Origin of the sequence: Mesorhizobium sp. M1D.F.Ca.ET.043.01.1.1 (genome assembly GCF_003952385.1) — a bacterium.
Classification (GTDB): domain Bacteria; phylum Pseudomonadota; class Alphaproteobacteria; order Rhizobiales; family Rhizobiaceae; genus Mesorhizobium.
The window spans coordinates 6139931-6163739 of the sequence record NZ_CP034444.1 but is presented as its reverse complement, the minus strand read 5'-3'; the positions used below and the strand labels follow the sequence as shown (position 1 = coordinate 6163739).

The following is a 23809-nucleotide window of genomic DNA, read 5'->3' as shown; positions in this document are numbered from 1 at the left end:
GCCACAATCGGCTTCGGGCGGAATTTGGCCGGCCGCCAAATCGAGTCTAGTCGGGGTCGGGCTTGCGGCCTTTTCTCTTGGTTTTGGCCAAACGCGCCTGCTCGGCCGCGGCTTCCGCCTCGAGCCGTTCGCGTTCGGCGAACTCGGCTTCGATCTTGTCGTCGTCGATCGGCCACGATTCATGCTTCGTGGTCTCGACCACGGCGCGCGGCGTCGACGGGATCTCGATATGCTCGCCCTCGAAGATATCGAAGATCGCGAAGCGGATGTCGTTCTGGACAATGCTGCCGTTCAGCACGTCGGCCACGAAGACGCGGATTTCGAATTCGAGCGCGGCCGCCCCGAAATTGGCGAAGAGCACGAAGGGCTCGGGGTTCTTGAGCACCATCGGATGGGCACGCGCAATGTCGAGCAGGATTGCGTGGACGCGCTTGACGTCGCTGCCATAGGCGACGCCCACCTTGATGTCGACACGGCCGAGCTTGTTGCGGTGCGTCCAGTTGCCGACCGCGTTGTTGATGAGGTTCGAGTTCGGCAGGATCACCGACTGCCGCTGGAACGTCTCGATCTCGGTGGCGCGCACGCTGATCTTTCTGACCGTGCCGCTGATGTCACCGGCGACGATCCAGTCGCCGACCTTGAACGGCCGCTCGGCAAGCAGGATCAGGCCCGAGACGAAGTTCGAGACCACATTCTGCAAGCCGAAGCCGATACCCAGCGAAAGCGCGCCGGCCACCAGCGCCAGATTGGAAAGATCGATGCCCGCCGCCGATATGCCGACGAGCGCCGCGAGCGCGACGCCGGCATAGCCCACGGCCAGCCGGATCGAGTTGCGCACGCCGGTGTCGACCTTGCCGCGCGCCATGACCGAGCCGTCGAGCCAGCCCTGGAACCAGCGCGTCAGGAAATAGCCGATGACGAAGACGACGATGCCGGTAAGGATGCCGAGGACGGAAATCGTCACCGAACCGATCGTGGCGCCCGTCGCCAGCTTGAAGGCCCAGGTTTCGATATCGCCGGGCTGGAAGCCCCACATCAGGAGGATCAGCGGCAGGAACACCAGCACGATCATCAGGTTGATGGCGATGCTGACCACCAGGCCTAGCTGGTCGAGCGCGGTGTCCTCATAGCTGGAATTGGCCGACAGCCAGCGCCCGACCGAGGTGTCGGCGAAGCCACCCTCCTCGCCGATCGCCCGCGCCGACAGGAAGCCGATATAGGCGGTGACAAGCGTGGTGCCGGTGACCACGACCTGGATCGAGACGAAAAGCGCCAGACCGATATAGCCGAGCAGTGCCGCCGCAATGGTGAGCAGGCCAAGCCCGATGGCAATGAAGCGAAGCCAGGCCGGCCAGGGACGCCAGGACCCATCATGGGCTTTGAACGGCTTCAGAAGACCCATCAGGATCAGGATGACGCCCACGATGATGGTGGCGACGAAGCTCCTGGCAATCGTCAGCGACAGCGGCGCACCCATCTTCTCGTTGACGACAGACAGGAAGTAGTTGAAGCCGAGAACCACGGCCATGGCGGTGGCCAGCCGCACCAGCCAACGCGCCGGTCCGGTTGCGACTGGAATAAGCCGCCAGTTCGGCACCCGCGGCTCGAGCGCCGCATTGGTCAGCCGGTTGACGCAGAACACCACCGCGACGACGGCGAGCAGCGCATTGAGGAATTCGCCGATGTCGCCGCGCAGCACATTGTAATAGTTGAAGAAGAACACGGTCGAGGCGAGGAACGCGCCGAGCGCCACGGTCGGCAGCAGCGTCGACCAGAACGCCACGGAAAGGCGGCTGAGGTAGGACGGCTCTTCTATCGAAGGATCGGCCTCGAAGATGCGGCCGAACAGGCGCTTGCCGCCGATCAGAAGCACCGCCGCCAGCGCCAGCGCCATCAGCGTCGCCGCAAGCATGGCCTGGAACTTGAACTTCAATGCGAAGGTGAGCCAGGACGTCACCGCCTTGTAGAGGCCGGTGAACTGGTCGTGCGCGTCGGAAAAGGCCTGCGGGCTCAGCGCTTCGGTCAATTCGTAGCGTTTCGTCAGAACGCTGCGGAAAAGCTCGCTGCGCTGGACAGCGATCTTGTCGACCAGCCCGCTGATGCGGATCGACAGGTTCTGCGCGCTGGCGACCACGGCATTGATCTCGGCCTTCTCGGCCGTGAGCGCCGCGCGCTCATTGGCGACGACCGCAGGCTCCGGCGGCTGCCCCTGCGCCGGCGGCGGTCCCAGTACCGCGATGCGGGCGTTGATGTCGTTGAGGCGCGAACGGAACGCGAGCGCGCTGTTCAGCGCCGCGCGCGAAATTTCCTCGAGCTGCAGACGGATGTCGACAAGGCCGGCATCGTCCTGGTCGGGCGCGCTTAGCTTCTTCTCCAGGCCGTCGGTCTTCGCCGTCAGGTCCTGGATGGCCTTGGTCTGGTCGGCGATGAGCTGCGTGGAGCCCTGGCCGATCGCCTGCGCCATCGCGTCGGACGACGGCTGCGCCGCGACGGCGACAATGACGACCAGGATCAGGCGTAGCAGTCGGAAAATCATGACGTGACGAGCGACTCGCGGTCGAAAGATCTTCGAAAATTCAGTCCTTGATAAAGACCGGCATATCAGGCGGCAAGCCGTCTCCATCCGCGGCCGGCGGCGCGGATCGAAGTCGGCCTGTCGAAAAGCGATGGCGCAATCTTGGCTTTGCGCTTCTCGCCTGCTCTATAGTCTGCCGCCTCGCATCAACAGGACGACAGGAAGAATGGCGGAATACTCAGCCTTTTCGCTGCTCAAGAACGCGCTGACCGGCAACCAGGACTGGAAGCCGGCCTGGCGCAAGCCGGATCCCAAGGCGTCCTATGACGTGATCGTCATCGGCGGCGGCGGCCATGGGCTCTCGACCGCCTATTACCTCGCCAAGGAACATGGCATCACCAACGTCGCGGTGCTCGAAAAAGGCTGGCTGGGCTCGGGCAATGTCGGCCGCAACACCACGGCCGTGCGCTCCAACTACCTTTTGCCGCAGAACACCCGCTTCTACGAGCATTCGATGAAGATGTGGGAGAACCTCTCGCACGACCTCAACTACAACGTCATGTTCTCGCAGCGCGGCTGCCTCAATCTCGCGCACACGCCGGCCCAGCTCGACGACTATGCAAGGCGCGGCAATGCCATGCGGCATCTCGGCGTCGACGCCGAGCTGATGAGCGTCGGTGAGATCAAGCGCCTTGTGCCCGCGCTGGACGTTTCGGGTTCGGCGCGTTTCCCCGTCCTTGGCGGGCTGATGCAGCCGCGCGCCGGCACCGCCCGTCACGACGCCGTCGCCTGGGGCTATGCGCGCGGCGCCGACCGGCGCGGCGTCGATATCATCGAGAATTGCGAGGTCAGCGGCTTTCTGCGCGACGGCGACAAGGTCGTTGGCGTGACGACGACGCGCGGCGAGATCCGCGCCAAGAAAGTGGCGCTTGCCGTTGCCGGCAGCACCGGCCAGGTGATGCAGCTTGCCGGCATCTCGCATATGCCGATCGAAAGCCACGTTCTGCAGGCCTTCGTCACGGAGTCGCTGAAGCCAATCATCGACACCGTTCTCACCTTCGGCATGGGCCACTTCTACATCTCGCAATCCGACAAGGGCGGCCTCGTCTATGGCGGCGACCTCGACGGCTACAACAGCTACGCCCAGCGCGGCAGCCTGCCGATCGTCGACGAGGTGATGAGCGAGATGCTGGCGCTGTTCCCGGGGCTGGCGCGGGTGCGCATGCTGCGTTCCTGGGGCGGCCTTTGCGACATGACGATGGACGGCTCGCCCATTATCACCACCGGCCCGCTGCCCGGCATGTATCTCAATTGCGGCTGGTGCTATGGCGGCTTCAAGGCCACCCCGGCCTCGGGCTGGTGCTTCGCCTGGACGATCGCCAGGGACGAGCCGCACGAATTCAACGCGCCCTTCACGCTCGACCGCTTCTATCGCGGCCTGATCATCGACGACAAAGGCCAGGGCGCGACCCCGCGGCTGCACTAGGGTTTGGAAGGAATATGCTGATCACTTGTCCCTATTGCGGCCCGCGCGACGTCATCGAATTCACCTACCAGGGCGACGGCAACCGCGAGCGGCCGCAGCCTGCCTCGCAGGATTTCGACGCCTGGAACGCCTATGTCTACGACCGGCTGAACCCGGCTGGCGACCACAATGAGATCTGGCAGCATTCCGGCGGTTGCCGCGCCCATCTCAGGGTCGTGCGCAATACCGTGACCCATGAAATCCTGAGCACGGCCTTCGCCCGGGGCGGACACAAATCCCCAGGGCACCGGACGGAGGGCAAGCCGTGAGCTCCCGCCGTACCGAGACCGGCGGCCGCATCGACCGGCTGCGCACCATCCGCTTCACCTTCGACGGCGCACCCTATACAGGCCATGCCGGCGATACGCTGGCTTCGGCGCTGCTCGCCAGCGGCGTCACGCTGTTCGGCCGCTCGTTCAAATACCACCGCCCGCGCGGCCTGCTCGCCGCCGGCGTCGAAGAGCCTAACGCCCTGGTGACGGTGTTGCGCGGCGAGGTACGCGAGCCCAACATCCCGGCCACCATGGTCGAGATCTATGACGGGCTCGTCGCGGTCAGCCAGAACCGCTCGCCTTCGCTCGCCTGGGATATCGGCGCGCTCAACCAGCTCGGCGGCAAGATCCTGTCGGCCGGCTTCTACTACAAGACCTTCATGGGGCCGGTGGTCGGCCCGCTGAAGGGTACGCGCTTCTGGATGTTCTGCGAGCATTTCATCCGTCGCGCCGCCGGCCTCGGCAGAGCCGGCACGGCGCCCGATACCTCGCGCTACGAACGCATGAACGCCTTCTGCGACGTGCTGGTCGTGGGGTCCGGCCCTGCCGGTCTGGTGGCGGCGAAGGCGGCGGCCGACCAGGGCGCCCGCGTGATCCTGGCCGACCTCGAAGCGCGCTTCGGCGGCTCGGCCAACTGGTCGGGCGAGACGATCGACGGCGCGCCGGCTGCCGACTGGGCAGCGCGCCTCGTCGGCCAGCTCGAAGGCAATGACAATGTCCGCCTGCTGCCGCGCACGACGGTCTGGGGTTACTACGACGGCAATACGCTCGCCGCCCTCGAACGGGTGACCGACCACAAAGCGGTTTCGGCCAAAGGCGAGCCGCGCCAGCGCTATTGGGCGATCCGCGCCGGGACGGTGGTGCTCGCCGCCGGCTCCTTCGAGCGCCCGCTGGTGTTTCCGGGCAACGACCGCCCCGGCGTCATGCTGGCGCACGCGGCCGAGCGCTACGCCAATGAATATGGCGTGCTGCCCGGCGAGCGGATCGCGGTGTTCACCAACAATGACAGCGCCTATCGCTCGGCCGTTGCGCTGAAGAAGGCCGGCGCCGCCGTCGTCGCCATCATCGATGTCCGCAGCGACGTGTCGAACGAGATGAGCAGGCTGGCGAGCGAGGCAGAGGCCGAGTTGCTCGCCGGCCATGCCGTGGTCGCGACCGAAGGCGGCAAGGCGCTCACCGGTCTCAAGGTGCAGCGTTTCGACCTGACGAGCAGGGTACTCAGCGGTGACGAGCGTAGCATTCATGCCGACTGCCTGGCTATGTCGGGCGGCTGGTCGCCGACCATCCATCTCGCCAGCCAGGCAGGCGCGAGAGCTGTGTGGGATCCGGCGAGGCAGGCCTTCCTGCCGCCGCAGCCGACGCAGCGCTGGATCGGCGCCGGCGCCTTCACCGGCAGTTTTTCCACAGCCGAAGCCATTGCCGAGGGTCGCGCCGCCGGCCTTCAGGCCGCAGGCGGAAGCGCATCCTCAGCGCCTCTGCCCGCTGTCGAGGCGGCCCCTGGCGACCCTGATCCGGCGCCGGTCTTCGAGATCAAGGCCAAGGGCAAGAGCTTCGTCGACTTCCAGCACGACGTGACCGCCGAGGACGTGCGCCTCGCGCATCGCGAAGGCTTCGTGTCGGTCGAGCATCTGAAGCGCTACACCACGCTCGGCATGGCGACCGACCAGGGCAAGAACTCGAACGTGCCTGGCCTCGCCATCATGGCCGAGGCGCTCGGCAAGCCTATCCCCGAAGTCGGCACGACGCGCTTCCGCCCGCCCTACACGGCTGTGTCGATCGGCTCGCTTGCGGCCGAGCGCTTCGGCGATCTCAAGCCCGAAAGGCTGACGCCGATGCATGACTGGCACCTCGCCAATGGCGCGAGGATGTATTCGGCCGGCCTCTGGTACCGCCCGATGATCTATGGCCTTGCCGGCGAGACGGTCGAGCAGGCCTATGTCCGCGAGGCCAAGGCGACGCGCGAGAGCGCCGGCATCGTCGATGTCTCGACGCTCGGCAAGATCGCCGTCCAGGGGCCGGATGCGGCGGAGTTCCTCGACCGAGTCTACACCAACATGTTCTCGACGCTCGCGGTCGGCAAGGCGCGCTACGGCCTGATGCTGCGCGAGGACGGGCTCGCCTTCGACGACGGCACCACCTGGCGGCTCGGCGAGCAGGACTTCCTGATGACCACCACCACCGCCAATGCCGGCAAGGTGATGCAGCATCTGGAGTATTTCCTCGACGTCATCTGGCACGAGTTGAAGGTCACCGTCACTTCCGTCACCGACGAATGGGCGGGTGCGGCGATCGGCGGCCCGAAGGCGCGTGCAATCCTCGCCGCCAGCGTCACCGGCACGGCCGTCGACAACGCCGCGCTTCCCTTCATGGGCATCGTCCACGGCGAGATCGCCGGCGTGCCGGTGATGATCTGCCGCCTGTCCTTCTCCGGCGAAATGGCTTTCGAGGTCTATTCCGGCGCCGGCCACGGCACCAGGGTGTGGGAAGCGCTCATCGAGGCCGGCAAGCCGTTCGGCCTGGTCACCTACGGGCTCGAGGCGCTGGGCACCATGCGCATCGAGAAGGGTCATGTCACCGGCGCCGAGATCGACGGCCGCACGACCGCGCGCGATCTGCATCTCGACTGGATGCTGTCGAAGAAGAAGCCCTTCATCGGTTCCGCCATGATGGATCGCGAAGGTCTGATCGCTCCTGACCGGCTGGAACTGGTCGGCGTGATCGCTCTCGACAACCGCGCGCTCAACGGCGGCGGACATATCGTCGAGGAGCTGGACGAAGCCAATCCGCACGATTCGATCGGCCATATCACCGCCTGTTGCTATTCGCCGGCGCTCGGCAAATACATAGCGCTTGCGCTGGTCAACGGCGGCAAGGCGCGCCATGGCACACGCGCCTTCGTCTCCGACCCGCTGCGCAATCGGTTCGGGCCGGTCGAGATCGTCTCCAACCATTTCTACGATCCGGACGGGAGCCGCATGCATGGTTGAGCGTCAATCTCCGCTTGAGCCGGTTTATCACCCAGGCTCGCACGGCAATTTCGAACATGGCATCGACGTCATCCTGTCCGAGACGCGGCCGGGCTCGATCCTGCAACTCGCGGCATGGCCGGGTGAAGAGAAGCGGCTGATGTCCGGCATATACAAGGTGACGGGCCTTGCCCTGCCGGATGGCGCCGGCGGCGGCGTCAGCAACGGCGCGAAGGCGGCATTCGGCTTCGCGCCGGGAAAATTCACCGTGGTCGACGAGGCCGAGGGGCTTGCGGCGGGATTCGGCGGCGTCGTCACGCCGGACATGGGCACGCTCACCGACCTCTCGCATGGCCGCACCGCGATCCGCATCGCCGGGCCGAAGGCGGAATGGGTGATGGCGAAATTCTTCGCCATCGACTTTGCCCTGCCGGCCTTCCCGCTGGGCGCGGGTCGCTCGACCAACCATCACGATGTCTTTGCCCAGATCCAGCGCAGCGGCGCCGACCAGTTCGACATCTATGTGTTTCGCTCCTTCGCGCGTTCGTTCTGGAAGGCCTTGTGCCACGCCAGCGAGGAAGTCGGCTACGAGGTGCACTGATCAGGATGACGTTTCGTCGAATCGTCATTCTGACCCAACTCTTTGTTGGAGCATGATCTTCTCCGAAAACCGCTTCCCATTTTTTGCTTTCGCTGACCTTCGGTTCGGGATCATGCTTTAGGACCAGTCGCCTGGCACTATCGACGGCCACAACTGCTGCTTGAGGCCCGGGCCAGCGAAGACGATAGATGGGGATCATGGGCTCTTGCCGGGGCCCGTTCAGGCAACCAGTTCGACCACACCCTCCCATGACCGCAGAGACTACGGCGACAGCCACGACCCGCTTTGCTCCGGCGGGTGAGCCGTCGCTGCTGCTGCCGGCGACCGTCGCCTGCGGCGTGTTCATGACCAGCCTCGACCAGAACGTCATCGTGACCGCGCTCCCCGGCATCGGCGAAAGCCTCGCTCGGCCGCCCAGCCAGCTCGGCCTTTTGATCACCGCTCGGCGGCTGGCTGGCCGATCGCTTCGGCCTGCGCAACGTCTATTGCTTTGCGCTGCTGGTCTTCGCCGGCGCTTCGGCGCTCTGCGGCCTTTCGGAGAACATCTGGATGCTGGTCGGCTCGCGCGCCCTGCAGGGATTCGGCGGCGCGCTGATGGGCACGCTCGGCCAGGTGGTGATCCTGTCGAGCTTTCCGCGCGACCGCACGCTCAAGATCAATATGTACATCTCGCTTGCCGGCCAGTCCGGGCCGCTGGTCGGGCCGCTAGTCGGCGGTGCGCTGACCACTTACGTCTCCTGGCGCTGGATCTTCTACATCAACATCCCGATCGCGCTGACCGCCGCGCTGCTCGCGGCCTCGCTGTTCCCCACAACCACCAAGCCGGTGCGCACGCCGTTCGACTTTCCAGGCTTCCTGCTAGTCGGCAGCGGCATGGCGCTACTCGTCTTCGGCATGGATTCGCTTGCCGCGAAGGACGCCGCCGCCGGCATTGTCGGCGCCGAGCTCGGCCTGGCAATCGCCATCCTCACTGTCGCCGCCTTCTATTGCTTGCGCGCTCGCAATCCGCTGCTCGACCTCAATCTCTTACGCATCCGCACATTCCGCATCAGCTTTCTCACCGGCGGCGGGCTCGACACGATCGGACTGAGCTCGGTTGTCTTCCTGCTGCCGCTGATGTTCCAGCTCGGCTTCGGCATGAGCGCCGTGCAGGCCGGATCGCTGACCTTCGTCGCGGCGATCGGATCGCTGCTGATGCGCTTCTTCATGCCGCGCATCTTGAACCGCTTCGGCTTCAAGCGCGTTCTGGTCACGAATACGCCGATAGCCGCCTTGCTGGTCGCCGGTTTTGCCTTGATGCAGGAAAGCATGCCTACCTGGATCGTGCTTGCCTACATCTTCGTCTTCGGCCTCTTCCGTTCGGTGCAGTGGGCCTCGACCGGCAATCTCGCCTACTCAGACATCGCGCCGGAGCAGCTCTCGCGCTTCAGCGCGCTCTACTACATCCTCTGGCAATTGGCGGTGGCGATCAGCGTCGGTCTGGCGGCGGCTATGCTGTCGCTGCTCGCCGGCGGCGGCCAGGCCAGCGTCAACGACTACCGCATCCTGTTCATCGTCGAAGGCTTGATTACGCTTTGCGCGCTGCTCGCCTATCTCAGGCTGACTCCGCAGGACGGCGCGCATGTCAGCGGCCATGGCGCGCATATGAGCACCGACTAGCAAATCGGGCTGGGTGCGCGCCGGCGGTTATTCCGCGAACGTCACCCAGTCTTCGAGCGGCGCGCGGTCGGTGCGGAATTCATTCTCGGGCTTCGAGTTGTCCTCATAGCCCAGTGCCATGCCGCAGACGACGACCTCCTCATCGGGAATATTGAGCACCGGGCGGATCTGCCGGTGGTAGGGCGCGAAGGCCGCCTGCGGACAGGTATGCAGCCCCCTGCCCCGCGCCGCGACCATGATGTTCTGCAGGAACATGCCGTAGTCGATCCACGACCCCTTGTTCAGCCGCCGATCGACCGTGAAGATCATGCCGACCGGCGCGTCGAAGAAGATGAAGTTGCGGTCGTGCTGCGCGCGCATCTTGTCGACCTCGCGCCGGCCGATGCCGATGGCGCCGTACAGACCGAAACCGTTGGCGCGGCGCCGGCTGAGATAAGGCTCGAAGAACTGGTCGGGGTAGTACCGGTACTCGTCCCATTCCGCCTTCTCGGCCCGAATGCCCGATTTGAGGATGGCGTCGCTGATACGCTGCTTCACCTCCCCCTTGGTCACATAGACCCGCCAGGGCTGCATGTTGGTGCCGGACGGCGCCCGCGCCGCCACCCTCAGGATGGCGCGGATCGTCTCATCGTCGACCGTGTCGGGCAAAAATGCGCGCACGGACCGGCGCGAAATGATCGCCTCGTCGACAGTCGCAGCTTCGAGCGCGATCCGGCTATTCTTATCCAGCATGGGCCGTCCCTTCAGGCATGGCCGGAACCCGATTTCCGCAACGACCATCCGCAGACACAAAACTAGATTGGTCCCGATCGGACGCCCCACCCTCCGTTCGTAGGGGAGCCTTTGCATCAAGCGTCAAAATCGCGCAAGCAAATCTTGCAAGGCATGAAAACCCGCTTGATTTTTTCATGAGTTTGCCCTCTCATGAAATTTGTTCGTATTTTTTCATGAGGCACGATTGACCTCGACCGCTGTCAGACCGGAGCAGGACAATGGCGAGCGGCTGCTGGCCGGCGACATCCGTGCGCTGCGCAAGGCGCGCGGGCTGACGCTCAGCGAGATCGCGCTCAAGCTCGGCCGCTCCGTCGGCTGGGTCAGCCAGGTCGAGCGCGGCCTTTCAGTCCCTTCGCTCGGCGATCTCAGAGCCTTCGCCGAACTGTTCGGCGTGCCGCTCAGCCTGTTCTTCAGCCATGACGTGCCTGTCGAACAGGAGCGCGGCGTGGTCGTGCGCGGCGGCAGCCGCCGCTCGCTTGGCACAAGCGAATCGGGCCTCGTGGAGGAGCTTCTGTCGCCCGACCTTGGCGGTAGCTTCGAGATGCTGCGCTCTGTTTTCGCGCCGGGCGCCGAGTTGAAGACCGAAGCGCGCCGCCCGACGGAGGAAGCCGGCTATGTCGCGTCCGGCACGTTCGAGATCGAGATCGGCGGCGTCTGGCATCGGCTTGGCGAAGGCGACTCGTTCCGTTTCGAAGGCAAGCCGTTTCGCTGGCGCAATCCAGGCGCCGAGCCGGCGGTCGTCATCTGGGTGGTTTCGCCGCCGGTGTACTAAATAAACGTTGGAGGGAGAACATGGCCGGTTTGCCGACCACGGCGCGCGTGGTGATCATCGGAGGCGGTGTCGTCGGCGCCTCCTCGCTCTACCACCTCTGCAAGGCTGGCTGGACCGACTGCGTGCTTCTGGACAAGAACGAGTTGACCTCCGGCTCGACCTGGCACGCGGCCGGCAACGTGCCGACCTTCTCCTCGTCATGGTCGCTGATGAACATGCAGCGCTACTCGACCGAGCTCTACCGCGGTCTCGCCGACGCGGTCGACTATCCGATGAACTACCACGTCACCGGCTCGCTCAGGCTCGCCCACACCAAGGAGCGCATGCAGGAGTTCCAGCGCGCCAAGGGCATGGGCCGCTACCAGGGCATGGACATCGACGTCGTCGGCCTCGACGAGATCAAGCGCCGCTATCCCTTCATCGAGACGCATGACCTCAAGGGCGCCCTCTACGACCCGAGCGACGGCGACATCGACCCCGCGCAATTGACACAGGCGCTGGCCAAGGGCGCTCGCGACATGGGCGCCAGGATCATCCGCTTCTGCCCGGTTACCGGCGCCCGCCGCGAGAACGGCGAATGGGTGATCGCGACGCCGCAGGGCGAAATCCGCTGCGAGATCGTCATCAACGCCGCCGGCTACCGTGCCGCCGAGGTTGGAAAAATGTTCGGCCGCGAAGTGCCGATGATGGTGATGAGCCATCAATACATCCTGTTCGAGGAGATCCCTGAACTCGCCGCCTGGACGAAGGAGCAGGGCAAGAAACTGCCGCTGCTGCGCGACGTCGACACCTCCTATTACCTGCGCCAGGAAAAGACCGGGATGAATCTCGGCCCCTATGAGCGCAATTGCCGCGCGCACTGGGCGACCCACAACGATCCGATGCCGGAGGATTTCTCCTTCCAGCTCTTCCCCGACGATCTCGACCGGCTGGAGCATTATCTCGCCGATGCCGTTGCCCGCGTGCCGATCCTCGGCACCGCCGGCCTCTCCAAGGTGATCAACGGTCCGATCCCCTATGCGCCGGATGGCAACCCGCTGATCGGGCCGATGCCCGGCGTGCCGAACGCCTTCGAGGCCTGCGTCTTCACCTTCGGCATCGCGCAAGGCGGCGGCGCCGGCAAGGTGCTGGCCGAATGGGTGACCGAGGGCCAGACCGAATGGGACATGTGGTCCTGCGACCCGCGCCGCTTCACTTCCTTTGCCTCAGCACCCGACTATTGCGTCGCCAAGGGCATGGAAATCTACGGCAACGAATACGCCATCCAGTTCCCGCGCCACGCCTGGCCGGCAGGGCGCGACCGCAAGCTGTCGCCGCTGCACGATCGCATCAAGGCGCTGGGCGGCCAGTTCGACGCCTATAACGGCTGGGAGCGCGCCACCTGGTATGCCGGGCCCGGCGACAACATTTCGGAGGAATCGACGCTCACCTTCCGCCGCGACGGGCCGTGGCAGCAGAGCGTGCGCCAGGAATGCCTGGCCGTGCGCGACGCCGCCGGCATCCTCGACCTGCCCGGCTTCTCCCGCTTCAACCTCGAAGGCCCGGGCGCCGCCGAGTGGCTGGCGCTGCAGGTCACCGGTCTCGTGCCAAAGCCCGGCCGTATCGGCCTCGTCTACTTCGCCGACGACAAGGGCCGCATCGTCACCGAAATGTCGGTCGTGCGCCACCGCGAAGACCTGATGACGCTGATCACCGCGGCGGTAGCCCAGTGGCATGATCTCGAATGGCTGAAGTCGCGCATGCCGGCGGATGCCGCCTTCACGCTGACCGACCGGACCGAGGAATATTCAACACAAATCCTTGCCGGCCCTAACTCGCGAAAAATCCTTGCCGAGGTCTGCGCCGCCGACCTGACGCTTCCGTGGCTGACGCATCAGGAAACGACGATCGCCGGACGCTGGTCGAAGCTGGTGCGCGTCTCCTTCACCGGCGAGCTCGGCTGGGAGATCCACACCAAGGTCGCAGACACGGCGACGGTGTTCGATGCTGTCTGGGCCGCCGGCCAGAAGCACGGGCTGAAGCCCTTCGGCATGTACGCGCTCGATTCCCTGCGTCTGGAAAAGGGCTACCGCGGCTGGAAGGGCGACCTTTCGACCGACTATACGATCCTGCAGGGCGGGCTGGAGCGTTTCGTCAAATGGGACAAGCCAAACTTCCGCGGCAAGGCTGCACTGCTCAACGAGAAGCAGCAGGGCGTGAAGAAGCGCTTCGTCACCCTGGTCGTCGAGAACCCCGGCGAATGCGACGCGCCCTATATGTCGACGCTCTGGCATGACGGCAGGGTCGTCGGCGAGACGACATCGGGCGGCTATGGCCACCGGGTCGAGAAGTCGATCGCGCTCGGCATGCTGCGCGCCGATCTCGCCGAAGCGGGCATGGCTGTCGAAGTCGAGATCTTCGGCGACCGCTTCAAGGCGGTGGTGCAGAAAGACGAGCCGCTGTGGGATCCGAAGAATGAGAGGTTGCGGGCATGAGGTCCGTCATTCTCACCGATGGCGGCATGGGCCAGGAACTGGTCCGCCGCAGCAAATCGGAACCGACGCCCTTGTGGTCGGCGAGGGTTCTGATCGACGAACCGGACCTGGTGCGCGACCTGCACGGGGAGTTCATCAAGGCGGGCGCCCGCGTCATCACCATCAACACCTATTCGGCGACGCCCGAGCGGCTGGCTCGCGAGGGCGCGGAAGAGCTGTTCAAATCGCTTCAGGCGCGCGGCATTGAACTTGCCAGGCAAGCTTGCGAGCAAGCCGGTGACGCGGCCATCGCCGGCTGTCTCTCGCCTTTGTTCGGCAGCTATGCGCCAAAGCTCACCATCTCCTTCGAGGAGACGCTCGACACCTATCGCCGCATTGTTGCCGAGCAGGCCGATGGCGTCGATCTGTTCCTATGCGAAACCATGGCTTCCGCCGATGAGGCACGCGCCGCCGTCACCGCTGCAGCGGAAAGCGGCAAGCCTGTATGGGTATCTTGGACACTGGCCGATCAAGGCACGCCACGCCTGCGCAGCGGCGAAAGCATTGCAGCCGCAGCTGGCGTGCTCCGCGATCTGCCTGTCGCTGCCCGGCTGCTCAACTGCTGCCGGCCCGAAGCGATCGGCGCAGCGCTGCCCGAGTTGATCGCCCTCGGTGGACCGGTCGGCGCCTATGCCAACGGCTTCACCTCGGTCGAGGCGCTCAAGCATGGCGGCACTGTCGAAGTGCTGCACGCACGCCACGATCTCGATCCGCCGGCCTATGCCGATCAGGCCGTCGGCTGGGTCGAGGCCGGTGCAGCCATCGTCGGCGGCTGCTGCGAGGTCGGACCGGCCCATATCGCCGCCCTGCGCGATCGGCTCGTGCGAGGCGGACACGAAATTTCCGGAGTTCCACATGCCTAGACCATCATCGCGCATCACCGGCATCGTACCCTCGGGCAAGGATGGCTGGGAGGTCCACTCCGCAGCCTGGGCCCGCAAGCAGGCGGGCGAGGATGTCATCATGCTGTCGGTCGGCGACCACGATTTCGACACGCCTTCGGAAACGATCGAGGCCTGCGTCAACGCCGTTCGCGGCAGCAACCATCACTACACGCCCCTGCCCGGCCTGCCGCGCCTGCGCAAGGCGATGGCGGCGACCTCCACCGCTTGCACCGGCATGCAGACGGAACCCGACGAGATCATCGCCGCAGCTGGCGGCCAAGGCGCGCTCTACGCGGCCGTGCAAGGCGTGCTCGACCCAGGCGACCACGCCATCGTCGTCGCACCCTACTACGCCACCTACCCCAATACGTTCAGCGCCGCCGGCGCCAGCTTCACCGTTGTCGAGACGCCGGCCGAGGACGGCTTCCAGCCGCATGCCGATATGATCCGCGCGGCGCTCAGGTCCAACACGCGCGCGATCCTGATCAACACGCCGAACAACCCGACGGGTGCCGTCTATTCGCGCGAACGGCTCGAGCAACTGGCCGAAATCTGCAACGAGCACGATCTTTGGCTGCTGTCCGACGAGGTCTACTGGACGCTCGGCGGCGGCGAGCACATCTCGCCGCGCTCGCTCCCCGGCATGGCCGAGCGCACGCTGGTCATCAATTCCATGTCGAAGAGCCACGGCATGACCGGCTGGCGCATGGGCTGGCTGACCGGTCCGAAAGAGATGATCAGGCTGCTCACCGACCTCAACCTGGTGACGACCTACGGCCTGCCGGCCTTCATCTCGATTGCCTGCGCCGAGGCGCTCGAAAACCATTACGGCGTGAAGGCAATCGCCGAGCGCTACGCCGCGCGCCGGACGCTGATGCTGGAGGCCGTACGCGGCATGAACGACGTCACCGTGCACGGCTCGGAGGGCGGCATGTATGTCATGCTCGACATCTCGGCGATCGAGCCTGACGACGAAAAATTCGCCTGGGGCCTGCTCGACAAGGAAAAAGTCGGCGTCATGCCGGGATCGAGCTTTGGCAGGGCCGCCGCCGGCCACATCCGGGTCAGCCTCTGCCAGCCGGAACCCGTTCTTAAAGAGGCAGCGCTTCGCCTGCGCCGCTTCGCCTCCAACTACCGCCGCGAGGCCGCATGACCAAGACCATTCCCGCCAAAGCCCGCGCCGTCATCATCGGCGGCGGCGTTTCCGGCTGCTCGGTCGCCTATCACCTGGCAAAGCTCGGCTGGACCGACATCGTTCTGCTCGAGCGCAAGCAGCTTACCTGCGGCACCACATGGCACGCGGCCGGCCTGATCGGCCAGCTGCGCGCCTCGCAGAACATGACGCGGCTGGCGAAATATTCGGCCGACCTCTACGTCAAGCTCGAGCCCGAGACCGGCGTCGGCACCGGCATGCGCCGGGTCGGCTCGATCACGGTGGCGCTCACCGAAGAGCGCAAGCACGAAATCTATAGGCAGGCCTCGCTGGCCCGCGCCTTCGATGTCGACGTGCGCGAAATTTCGCCGAGCGAAGTCAAGGAGATGTATCCGCATCTCAATGTGTCGGACGTGGTCGGCGCCGTGCACCTGCCGCTCGACGGCCAGTGCGATCCGGCCAACATCGCCATGGCGCTGGCCAAGGGTGCGCGCCAGCGCGGCGCGGCCGTCATCGAGAACGTCAAGGTGACCAAGGTCCATACCAAGGGAGGCCGCGTCTCCGGCGTCTCCTGGGCGCAGGGCGACGAACAGGGCACGATCGAGACCGACATCGTCGTCAACTGCGCCGGCATGTGGGCGCGCGAACTCGGCCGCCAGAATGGCGTCACCATCCCGCTGCACGCCTGCGAGCACTTCTATCTCGTCACTGAGCCGATCCCGGGGCTGACCCGCTTGCCCGTGCTGCGCGTGCCGGACGAGTGCGCTTACTATAAGGAAGATGCCGGCAAGATGATGCTCGGCGCCTTCGAGCCAGTGGCGAAACCCTGGGGCATGGACGGCATCCGCGAGGATTTCTGCTTCGACCAGCTGCCCGAGGACATGGACCATTTCGAGCCGATCCTGGAAATGGGCGTCAACCGCATGCCGATGCTGGGCACGGCGGGCATCCACACCTTCTTCAACGGCCCCGAGAGTTTCACGCCGGACGACCGCTACTATCTCGGCGAGGCGCCAGAACTTGCCGGCTACTGGATGGCGACCGGCTACAATTCGATCGGCATCGTCTCTTCCGGCGGCGCCGGCATGGCGCTGGCGCAGTGGATCAATGACGGCGAAGCGCCCTTCGATCTCTGGGAGGTCGATATCCGCCGCGCCCAGCCGTTTCAGAAGAACCGCCGCTACCTTAAGGAACGCGTCTCCGAAACGCTCGGCCTGCTCTACGCCGACCATTTCCCCTACCGCCAGATGGCGACCTCGCGCGGCGTGCGCCGCTCGCCGCTGCACGAGCACCTGAAAGCGCGCGGCGCCGTCTTCGGCGAAGTCGCCGGGTGGGAGCGCGCCAACTGGTTTGCCCGCGAGAGCCAGGAGCGCGAATACCGCTATTCCTGGAAGCGGCAGAACTGGTTCGACAACCAGCGCGAGGAGCATCTCGCCGTGCGCAACGGTGTCGGCGTGTTCGACATGACCTCCTTCGGCAAGATCCGCGTCGAGGGGCGCGATGCCTGTGCCTTCCTGCAGCGGCTATGCGCCAACGACATGGACGTGGCGCCGGCAAAAATCGTCTACACGCAGATGCTGAACGCCAAGGGTGGCATCGAGAGCGACCTCACCGTGACGCGGCTTTCGGAGACGGCCTATTTCCTCGTCGTGCCGGGCGCCACTTTGCAGCGCGACCTTGCCTGGCTGAGACGGCATGTCGCCGACGAGTTCGTCGTCATCACCGAAGTGACCGCGGCCGAAGCGGTCATCTGCTTGATGGGTCCGCAGTCACGAAACCTGATCCAGAAAATCAGCCCGAACGACTTCTCCAACGAGGCCAACCCGTTCGGCACTTTTCAGGAGATCGAGATCGGCATGGGGCTGGCCCGCGCCCACCGCGTCACCTATGTCGGCGAGCTCGGCTGGGAGCTCTATGTCTCGACCGAGCAGGCGGCGCACGTCTTCGAGGCGATCGCCGATGCCGGCGCCGATGTCGACCTGAAGCTCTGCGGCCTGCACACGCTGGATTCCTGCCGTATCGAAAAGGCTTTTCGGCATTTCGGCCACGACATCACCGACGAGGACAATGTGCTGGAAGCCGGCCTCGGCTTCGCAGTGAAGACGAGCAAGGCCGGCTTCATCGGCCGCGATGCCGTGTTGCGAAAGAAGGAGGCCGGCCTGTCCCGCCGGCTGGTCCAGTTCCGCCTGAAAGACCCGCAGCCGCTGCTCTTCCACAACGAGGCGATCCTGCGCGACGGCAAGATCGTCGGCCCGATCACCTCGGGCAACTATGGCCACCATCTCGGCGGCGCCATCGGTCTCGGCTATGTGCCGTGCCAAGGTGAAAGCGAGGCGGATGTGCTGGCCTCGTCCTACGAAGTCGAGATCGCCGGGGAGCGGTTTGCGGCCGAAGCCTCGCTGAAGCCGATGTACGATCCGAAGGCGGAAAGGGTGAGGATGTAGCGGCGCTTTCCCTTCTCCCCTTGTGGGAGAAGGTGGATCGGCGCGATAGCGCCGAGACGGACGAGGGGTGTTCCAGCACAGTGAGCCGCCGGCTTTCCCTGGAACACCCCTCATCCGTCGCCTTCGGCGACACCTTCTCCCACAACAAGGGGAGAAGGGAAAGTCCGGCCTTCAAAACCGCTCCAGCCTCGCCCGCACCTTCGCCAGAAACGCCGCCCTGCTTTTCGGCGTCGAGGCGTCCATCAGGTAATGTGCCAGAAACGTCTTGCAGCGTGTCGCGCACAGCGCCCGCATGCCGCGCAGGATGGTCTTGCGGCCGGGCTGGCCGACGACCACGCTCCACCACGTCGGCGCGCCGCAAGTGGTGATGACGCCGACCTTGGTCACATGCCTCATCAGCGACGTGATCCGCCCCTTGCCGGCCGGAAGCTTGAAGGCGATGTCGGCCGCCCACACGCGATCGAACCAGCCCTTCAGCATCGCCGGCAGGCCGTACCACCAGGTCGGATAGATGAAGAGGATCGCCTCCGCCCACATCAGATGATCGAAATGTGGTTCGAGCGCCGGATCCTGGGGCGCGCGCTCATTGTACAAGCGCCGCTCCTCGCAGCTCATCACTGGATTGAAGTTCTCGGCATAGAGGTCGAGCAGCCGCACGTCCCAGCCTCTCCTCTCCAGCACCTCGACGGCGGTGTCGCGGATTGCCGCGCAATAGCTCTCGGGAACCGGATGGCAATAGACCACCAGCACGCGCATCAGAATTGATCCATGCTGGCGGCCACCTTCGCCGTGAATGCCGCTCGCGACGCGTCGGTCGACAGGTTCATCGAATAGTGCGCGAGATAGGAGACCGGAGCGCCAGGCTTGATGGTGGCGCGCAGCATGCGCTTCACCACCTTGCGCGGCGGATCGCCCATCAGCATGGCGCGAAACCGGCTGCCGCCATAGGTGGTGATGGCCGCCAACTTGCTTATGTTGTGCAGCGTCGGCTGAACCTTGCCGTCGACCAGCTTGAACGACACGCCTGGCAGGAAGACGCGATCGAAGAAGCCTTTCAGGATCGCCGGATAGCCGTAATTCCACACCGGAAACGACAGCACCAGCGCTTCGGCTTTGCGCAGCCTTTCGACGTAGCCGGCGACCGCGTCGTTCGGCCCGCGCTGGTCGTGATAGCCGAGCCGTTCTGCCCGCGTCAGCCTGGGATCGAAATCCTCGGCATAGAGATCGCAGTCGTCGATCGCGTGACCTGCTGCCGTCAAGCGCTCCACGATCACTCGGTGCAGGCCGGCATTGAAGCTGGTCTCCACCGGATGAGCGAAGAGGACGAGGATTTTCATCAGCCCGCCTTTTGCAGCCCCTTGAACAGGAACGACTTGCCGGAGCGGTAGTCATAGTTTGGGTTTTCCCAAGCGATCATCTTGCCCGGGTTGAGCAGGCCTTGCGGGTCGGTCTCGCGCTTGAAGGCAAGCTGCACCTCGTCGGTCTGCTTCATGCCGCCCTCTTCCAGCGTGTAGCGGTGCGGGTTGAAGATCCAGCAGCCATTGTCCTCGTGGATGCGGATGATCTCATCCAGCCGCTCTTCCGTTGTGAAGCGCACCAGCGGCAGGCCGGCGGCGCCGATCGCGCCGTCGAAGCGGATGAATTCGAGATGCGCCGGCACCTCGTCGCCGAAGCGGTCGACCATCGCCTTGACGTGAGCGAGGTGGTCCGGCGACGGATAGCGCGCCTGCAGATAGGTGATGGTCGGATCGACCCGGATGGCGCGCAGCGTCGTGTGGTTCCAGGTCAGCTCGTAGGCCGGCGGCAGCCCCTTGAGATCAGTTTCCCGGTCGGCGCGGAAGACGATTTCGCCCTTGGTGCTGTGGACGAAAGCGACGAAGGCGTCCATCGCATGCGGCGCGATCATGCAAACCACGATGCTCTGCTCGCGCCGGAAGAATTTTTGGTGGCGCTTGAAATAGTCGTAAGGGATGGGCGCCGCTATCGGCGTGATCAGCTTCGCCAATATGCCGTCCTGGACGGCCAGATCGTTGCCGAAGCCGGCCGCATCCATGAAATCGTCGAAGCCGACGATGACGTCGATCCAATCGTATGAGGCCGTCAGCGGCATCTCGACCTCGGTGATGATGCCGTTGGTGCCGTAGGCGTGCATGACCTTGAGCACGTCCTCGCCCGTGAGCTCCATGACGCGCGGCTCGGCCTCCATCGTCACGGTCCTCAGCCGGATGACGTTGCCGAGGTCGCGCAATCCGCCCCAGCGGATCGAGCCGACGCCGCCCGAGCCACCGGCGACGAAGCCGCCGATCGATGCGGTATTGTAGGTCGACGGGGACATGCGCAGTTCCTGTGCGGAATGGGCGCGCGTCGCTCTGTCGATATCGGCCAGCACCGCACCCGCTCCGGTCACCACGCGTCCCGGCGCGACCGCCTTTACTTCGTTCATCTCGGCGAGATTGAGCACCACGCCGCCCGACAGCGGCATTGCCTGTCCGTAATTGCCGGTACCGCTGCCGCGCGGCGTGACCGGAACGCTGTGCCTGTGGCAGGCGGCAAGCACACGGATCACCTCGTCCTCGTTCTTCGGTGTGACGATGAGGTCGCCGGTGATATGGTCGAGCTGCTGCTTCAGAACCGGGCTGTACCAGTAGAAGTCACGGCTCTTCTGCTGGACGATCGCCGGATGGTCGTCGATCTTCAGCCCTTCGAGATCGCGCTTCAGCGCTGCGATATCCATCATTCCACCATCAGTTCATCGAGTTCGGCATAGTCGGGCAGCTTGCGTTCGATCGCCCGGCCGTCGCGCACGACGATGCGATCCGATTCCGGCCGCGACAGCAATTCGGTCCAATTGCGCCCCTTGAAGACGATGAAGTCCGCGTTGCCGCCGACGGCAAGCGTGCCGACGCCTTCCAGGCGCATCACCTCGGCTGGCGTCGCCGCTACAGCCTTCGGCCAGTCGCCGATCGGATGGTCGAAATGCAGGATGCGCGTCGCCATGCGGTAGACTTCCAGCATGTCGAGATCGCCATAGGCGTAGAACGGATCGCGCGTGTTGTCGGAGGCGACCGCCACCTTGATGCCGCGCGCCTTCATCTCGTGCAGCAGCGTCACGCCGCGCCAGCGCGGGGTGGTCTGATTGTTGCGCCTGTCCTGCAGATAAAGGTTGCACATCGGCAGCGACACCACGGCGAGATCCGCCTTCGCCACCTTGTCCAGCGTGTCGAGCACCTCGAGATCCGGCTGGCGCGAGAGCGAGCAGCAATGGCCGACCAGGATATTGCCGTCAAAACCATTCCACAACGAAGCTTCGGCGATCTTCTTCAGCGAGATGGCCGCGACGTCGTCTGTCTCGTCGGCATGGAAATCGAGGTCGAGCCCGTGCTTGATCGCCTGCGCGAAAACCTGGTCGAGCAACTCCTCGAGGTCGGGCACCATATAGGTGACGACGCCGAGCACGCCCTTGGCCACAGCGACGCGCTTCGCCAGCCGCTCGAACCAGGCCTTGTCGCGCACCCCTTCGATGCCGAGCAGGCAGGCGGCCTGCAGGTCGATGCGTCCGCGCCAAGTCTCGCGCATCGTTTCGAACACCGGCCAGGAGATTTCTTCCTGCGGCGCAACGCTGTCGAGATGCGTGCGCAGGGCCTTGGTGCCGTGCGCGTAGGCCGAGCGCAGCGAAAAATCCATGCGCCGCGCGACGTCCTCAGCGTTCCAGCGCGCGGCGCGGTCGGCGCCAGTGGCATTGAGCGCGCTCATGAAGGTGCCGTCGGGATTGGGTTTTCGCGGCCAGATATGGCCCTTGTCGATATGGGTATGGCAGTCGACGAAACACGGCAGCACGATGCGGCCGCCGAGATCGACGGCCTCGGCCAGGGCCTTCGATTTGCCGTGCGCGACGATGCTGGAGATCTTGCCGTTGGCCACGGTCATGTCGGCAAGCGCGAGACCATCGGCGTCGAAGGTCGCGGCGAGACCGGGCGTCAGCGACCGATGAACACGGACGTTGGCGAGATGGTATGAAGTCGAAACCGGAATCAACCGCTGCTCTCCTGGGTGACGGGACGAACCACCCTACCGCTCCTGCTTCAGCGCGCTCTCGTGCCAGCGGCGCAGGATGAGATGCGACATCAGCGACAGCACCAGGAAGATCAGGATGCCGGTAAGCGAGATCAGGATCAGCGCCGCGAACAGCCTCGGCGCGTTGAGCCGGTAGCCGGCCTCGATGATGCGCGAGGCCAAACCCGACGATTGCCCCTGCGCGCCGGCGACGAATTCCGCCACCACGGCGCCGATCAGCGACAGGCCTCCGGCGATCTTCAGCCCACCGAGGAAATAGGGCATCGCCGCCGGCAGGCGCAGGTAGCGCAGTTGCTGCCAACGGGTCGCGCCGTTGAGCTTGAACAGATCGCGCAGGTTGCGGTCGACCGAGTTCAGCCCAAGCGTGGTGTTGGAGAGGATCGGGAAAAAGGCGACGATCCAGGCGCAGAGCAGAAGCTTGGTCGTCTGGTTGTTGATGTAGATGTTGATCAGCGGAAAGATCGCGACGATCGGCGTCACCTGCAGCACGATGGCGAAGGGGAAGAACGACATCTCCACCCATTTCGACTGCGCGAAAAGCACCGCCAGCCCGACGCCGCCGATGACGGCGAGAAGCAGGCTGAGGAAGGTGATCCTGAGTGTCACCAGCAGCGACGAGGACAACAGGCCGGCATCGTCATGCAGTGTCTTCAGCACCACGCCGGGGCGCGGCAGGATGTATTGCGGGATCTCGTTCCAGACGCAGATGCGGTCCCACAGCCAGATCGCCAGCACCATGATCGCCAGCGGCAGCACCCATTTGCCGATCCGCTCGAGCCGCTCCTGGCGGACGCGGCGCGCCTCTTCCGGGTCGAGCTTCAGGGCTGTGTCTTCAATGGCCGTCATGATGGGATCCGGCGGTTGAGTTGATGGCATTGACCAGCACGTCCGACGCCTGCCGGCACAGCGCCGCATAGTCGGGCGAGGTGCGGAACGCCTCGTCGCGCGGATAGGGCGCATCGACTGCAAGCTCGCCGAAGACGCGGCCCGGCCGCGCCGCCATGACGACGACGCGGCTGGACAGGAACACGCTCTCGAAGACGCTGTGCGTGACGAAGACGACGGTGAAGCGCTCGTCCTGCCAAAGCTCCAGAAGGTCGTTGTTGAGCTTGAAGCGGGTGATCTCGTCGAGCGCGGCGAAGGGTTCGTCCATCAGGAGGATGCGCGGCTTGGTCACCATGGCCCGCGCGATCGAGACGCGCATCTTCATGCCGCCGGAAAGCTCGCGCGGCACTGCGGTCTCGAAGCCGTTGAGGTGGACGCGCGACAGCATTTCCATCACCGCCGGCTCGGCATTTGCACGCGACACGCCCTTCAGCCGGAGCGGCAGCCAGACATTGTCGAAGACGCTGGCCCAGGGCAGCAGCGTCGGCTCCTGGAAGACGAAGCCGATATTCGAGCGATCGATCGAGCCGCGCCAGTCGAGCTGGCCGGAGGTCGGCGTCGACAGGCCGGCGATCAGCCGAAGCGCAGTCGACTTGCCGCAGCCCGACGGACCGAGCAGGCTGAGGAAATCGCCCTCCCGGATCGCCAGGTCGACCTTGCTCAGCGCCGTCACGCCGTTAGAGAAGACCTTGCCGACATTACGCAGCGAAAGCAGCATCGGGCTCTCGCTCGATGCCGGCTTCCGCGCCACTTTCTCCTGGATCATCTCAGG

General features: G+C 65.0%; 18 protein-coding genes. 10 read left to right on the top strand and 8 right to left on the bottom strand.

Features of this window, described 5'->3' with window-relative positions; genetic code table 11:
- Window positions 1–46 precede the first annotated feature (46 nt).
- The gene (locus tag EJ067_RS29490; protein WP_126088655.1) at window positions 47–2536 is read right to left on the bottom strand and encodes a mechanosensitive ion channel family protein; all 2490 of its coding nucleotides are present in this window, start codon (window positions 2534–2536) and stop codon (window positions 47–49) included.
- Between the two features lie 205 nt (window positions 2537–2741).
- Here EJ067_RS29490 and EJ067_RS29485 point away from each other — a divergent pair, with 205 nt between their 5' ends.
- From EJ067_RS29485 to EJ067_RS29465, 5 genes are all read left to right on the top strand, one after another.
- On the top strand, window positions 2742–4001 hold the full coding sequence (locus EJ067_RS29485) for a sarcosine oxidase subunit beta (RefSeq protein ID WP_126088654.1): 1260 nt from the start codon (window positions 2742–2744) through the stop codon (window positions 3999–4001).
- 14 nt (window positions 4002–4015) lie between these two features.
- Window positions 4016–4309: a sarcosine oxidase subunit delta gene (locus EJ067_RS29480; protein ID WP_126088653.1), complete on the top strand. Its 294-nt coding sequence runs from the start codon at window positions 4016–4018 to the stop codon at window positions 4307–4309.
- Window positions 4306–7299, top strand: a complete 2994-nt coding sequence (locus tag EJ067_RS29475; protein WP_126088652.1) for a sarcosine oxidase subunit alpha — start codon at window positions 4306–4308, stop codon at window positions 7297–7299. Before EJ067_RS29480 ends, EJ067_RS29475 begins: the two co-directional genes overlap by 4 nt.
- Window positions 7292–7879: a sarcosine oxidase subunit gamma gene (locus EJ067_RS29470; RefSeq protein ID WP_126088651.1), complete on the top strand. Its 588-nt coding sequence runs from the start codon at window positions 7292–7294 to the stop codon at window positions 7877–7879. The genes EJ067_RS29475 and EJ067_RS29470 overlap by 8 nt, the downstream gene beginning before the upstream one ends.
- Window positions 7880–8332: 453 nt before the next feature.
- Window positions 8333–9538: an MFS transporter gene (locus EJ067_RS29465; protein ID WP_348639550.1), complete on the top strand. Its 1206-nt coding sequence runs from the start codon at window positions 8333–8335 to the stop codon at window positions 9536–9538.
- A 27-nt stretch (window positions 9539–9565) separates the two neighbouring features.
- Here the strand turns inward: EJ067_RS29465 and EJ067_RS29460 are convergent, their stop codons facing one another.
- Window positions 9566–10270 carry a nitroreductase gene (locus EJ067_RS29460; RefSeq protein ID WP_126088650.1) on the bottom strand — a complete coding sequence of 235 codons (705 nt, stop codon included), beginning with the start codon at window positions 10268–10270 and terminating at the stop codon, window positions 9566–9568.
- A 226-nt stretch (window positions 10271–10496) separates the two neighbouring features.
- Between EJ067_RS29460 and EJ067_RS29455 the strand changes: the two genes are divergently transcribed.
- From EJ067_RS29455 to EJ067_RS29435, 5 genes are read left to right on the top strand one after another with little or no spacing between them, the layout of a single operon-like run.
- Window positions 10497–11084, top strand: a complete 588-nt coding sequence (locus EJ067_RS29455) for an XRE family transcriptional regulator (RefSeq protein ID WP_126088649.1) — start codon at window positions 10497–10499, stop codon at window positions 11082–11084.
- A 20-nt stretch (window positions 11085–11104) separates the two neighbouring features.
- On the top strand, window positions 11105–13558 hold the full coding sequence (locus EJ067_RS29450; protein WP_126088648.1) for an FAD-dependent oxidoreductase: 2454 nt from the start codon (window positions 11105–11107) through the stop codon (window positions 13556–13558).
- Window positions 13555–14460: a homocysteine S-methyltransferase family protein gene (locus EJ067_RS29445; RefSeq protein WP_126088647.1), complete on the top strand. Its 906-nt coding sequence runs from the start codon at window positions 13555–13557 to the stop codon at window positions 14458–14460. The genes EJ067_RS29450 and EJ067_RS29445 overlap by 4 nt, the downstream gene beginning before the upstream one ends.
- On the top strand, window positions 14453–15634 hold the full coding sequence (locus EJ067_RS29440) for a pyridoxal phosphate-dependent aminotransferase (RefSeq protein WP_126088646.1): 1182 nt from the start codon (window positions 14453–14455) through the stop codon (window positions 15632–15634). Before EJ067_RS29445 ends, EJ067_RS29440 begins: the two co-directional genes overlap by 8 nt.
- The gene (locus EJ067_RS29435) at window positions 15631–18078 is read left to right on the top strand and encodes an FAD-dependent oxidoreductase (RefSeq protein ID WP_126088645.1); all 2448 of its coding nucleotides are present in this window, start codon (window positions 15631–15633) and stop codon (window positions 18076–18078) included. The genes EJ067_RS29440 and EJ067_RS29435 overlap by 4 nt, the downstream gene beginning before the upstream one ends.
- Before the next feature lie 171 nt (window positions 18079–18249).
- Here the strand turns inward: EJ067_RS29435 and EJ067_RS29430 are convergent, their stop codons facing one another.
- Genes EJ067_RS29430 through EJ067_RS29405 form a run of 6 tightly spaced genes read right to left on the bottom strand, consistent with a single transcriptional unit; the run spans window position 18250 to window position 23803 of the window.
- Window positions 18250–18834, bottom strand: coding sequence for an NAD(P)H-dependent oxidoreductase (locus EJ067_RS29430; protein WP_126088644.1), 585 nt, complete (start codon window positions 18832–18834; stop codon window positions 18250–18252).
- Entirely contained in the window at window positions 18834–19415 is a 582-nt protein-coding gene (locus tag EJ067_RS29425; protein ID WP_189510166.1) for an NAD(P)H-dependent oxidoreductase, read from the bottom strand. The genes EJ067_RS29430 and EJ067_RS29425 overlap by 1 nt, the downstream gene beginning before the upstream one ends.
- Entirely contained in the window at window positions 19415–20812 is a 1398-nt protein-coding gene (locus tag EJ067_RS29420; protein ID WP_126089790.1) for an FAD-binding oxidoreductase, read from the bottom strand. The genes EJ067_RS29425 and EJ067_RS29420 overlap by 1 nt, the downstream gene beginning before the upstream one ends.
- Window positions 20812–22113, bottom strand: a complete 1302-nt coding sequence (locus tag EJ067_RS29415; protein ID WP_126088642.1) for a cytosine deaminase — start codon at window positions 22111–22113, stop codon at window positions 20812–20814. The genes EJ067_RS29420 and EJ067_RS29415 overlap by 1 nt, the downstream gene beginning before the upstream one ends.
- Before the next feature lie 33 nt (window positions 22114–22146).
- Complete coding sequence (locus EJ067_RS29410) at window positions 22147–22998, bottom strand: ABC transporter permease (RefSeq protein ID WP_126088641.1); 852 nt, start codon at window positions 22996–22998, stop codon at window positions 22147–22149.
- Window positions 22985–23803, bottom strand: a complete 819-nt coding sequence (locus tag EJ067_RS29405; protein ID WP_126088640.1) for an ABC transporter ATP-binding protein — start codon at window positions 23801–23803, stop codon at window positions 22985–22987. The genes EJ067_RS29410 and EJ067_RS29405 overlap by 14 nt, the downstream gene beginning before the upstream one ends.
- Window positions 23804–23809: the final 6 nt, after the last annotated feature.

Bases quoted from the DNA above. Each gene is read 5' to 3' on its own strand.
- EJ067_RS29440 (WP_126088646.1), top strand. From the start codon at position 14,453: ATGCCTAGACCATCATCGCGCATCACCGGCATCGTACCCTCGGGCAAG.
- EJ067_RS29420 (WP_126089790.1), bottom strand. From the start codon at position 20,812: ATGGATATCGCAGCGCTGAAGCGCGATCTCGAAGGGCTGAAGATCGAC.
- EJ067_RS29430 (WP_126088644.1), bottom strand. From the start codon at position 18,834: ATGCGCGTGCTGGTGGTCTATTGCCATCCGGTTCCCGAGAGCTATTGC.
- EJ067_RS29485 (WP_126088654.1), top strand. From the start codon at position 2,742: ATGGCGGAATACTCAGCCTTTTCGCTGCTCAAGAACGCGCTGACCGGC.
- EJ067_RS29425 (WP_189510166.1), bottom strand. From the start codon at position 19,415: ATGAAAATCCTCGTCCTCTTCGCTCATCCGGTGGAGACCAGCTTCAAT.
- EJ067_RS29435 (WP_126088645.1), top strand. From the start codon at position 15,631: ATGACCAAGACCATTCCCGCCAAAGCCCGCGCCGTCATCATCGGCGGC.
- EJ067_RS29450 (WP_126088648.1), top strand. From the start codon at position 11,105: ATGGCCGGTTTGCCGACCACGGCGCGCGTGGTGATCATCGGAGGCGGT.
- EJ067_RS29460 (WP_126088650.1), bottom strand. From the start codon at position 10,270: ATGCTGGATAAGAATAGCCGGATCGCGCTCGAAGCTGCGACTGTCGAC.
- EJ067_RS29470 (WP_126088651.1), top strand. From the start codon at position 7,292: ATGGTTGAGCGTCAATCTCCGCTTGAGCCGGTTTATCACCCAGGCTCG.
- EJ067_RS29410 (WP_126088641.1), bottom strand. From the start codon at position 22,998: ATGACGGCCATTGAAGACACAGCCCTGAAGCTCGACCCGGAAGAGGCG.
- EJ067_RS29490 (WP_126088655.1), bottom strand. From the start codon at position 2,536: ATGATTTTCCGACTGCTACGCCTGATCCTGGTCGTCATTGTCGCCGTC.
- EJ067_RS29480 (WP_126088653.1), top strand. From the start codon at position 4,016: ATGCTGATCACTTGTCCCTATTGCGGCCCGCGCGACGTCATCGAATTC.
- EJ067_RS29445 (WP_126088647.1), top strand. From the start codon at position 13,555: ATGAGGTCCGTCATTCTCACCGATGGCGGCATGGGCCAGGAACTGGTC.
- EJ067_RS29405 (WP_126088640.1), bottom strand. From the start codon at position 23,803: ATGATCCAGGAGAAAGTGGCGCGGAAGCCGGCATCGAGCGAGAGCCCG.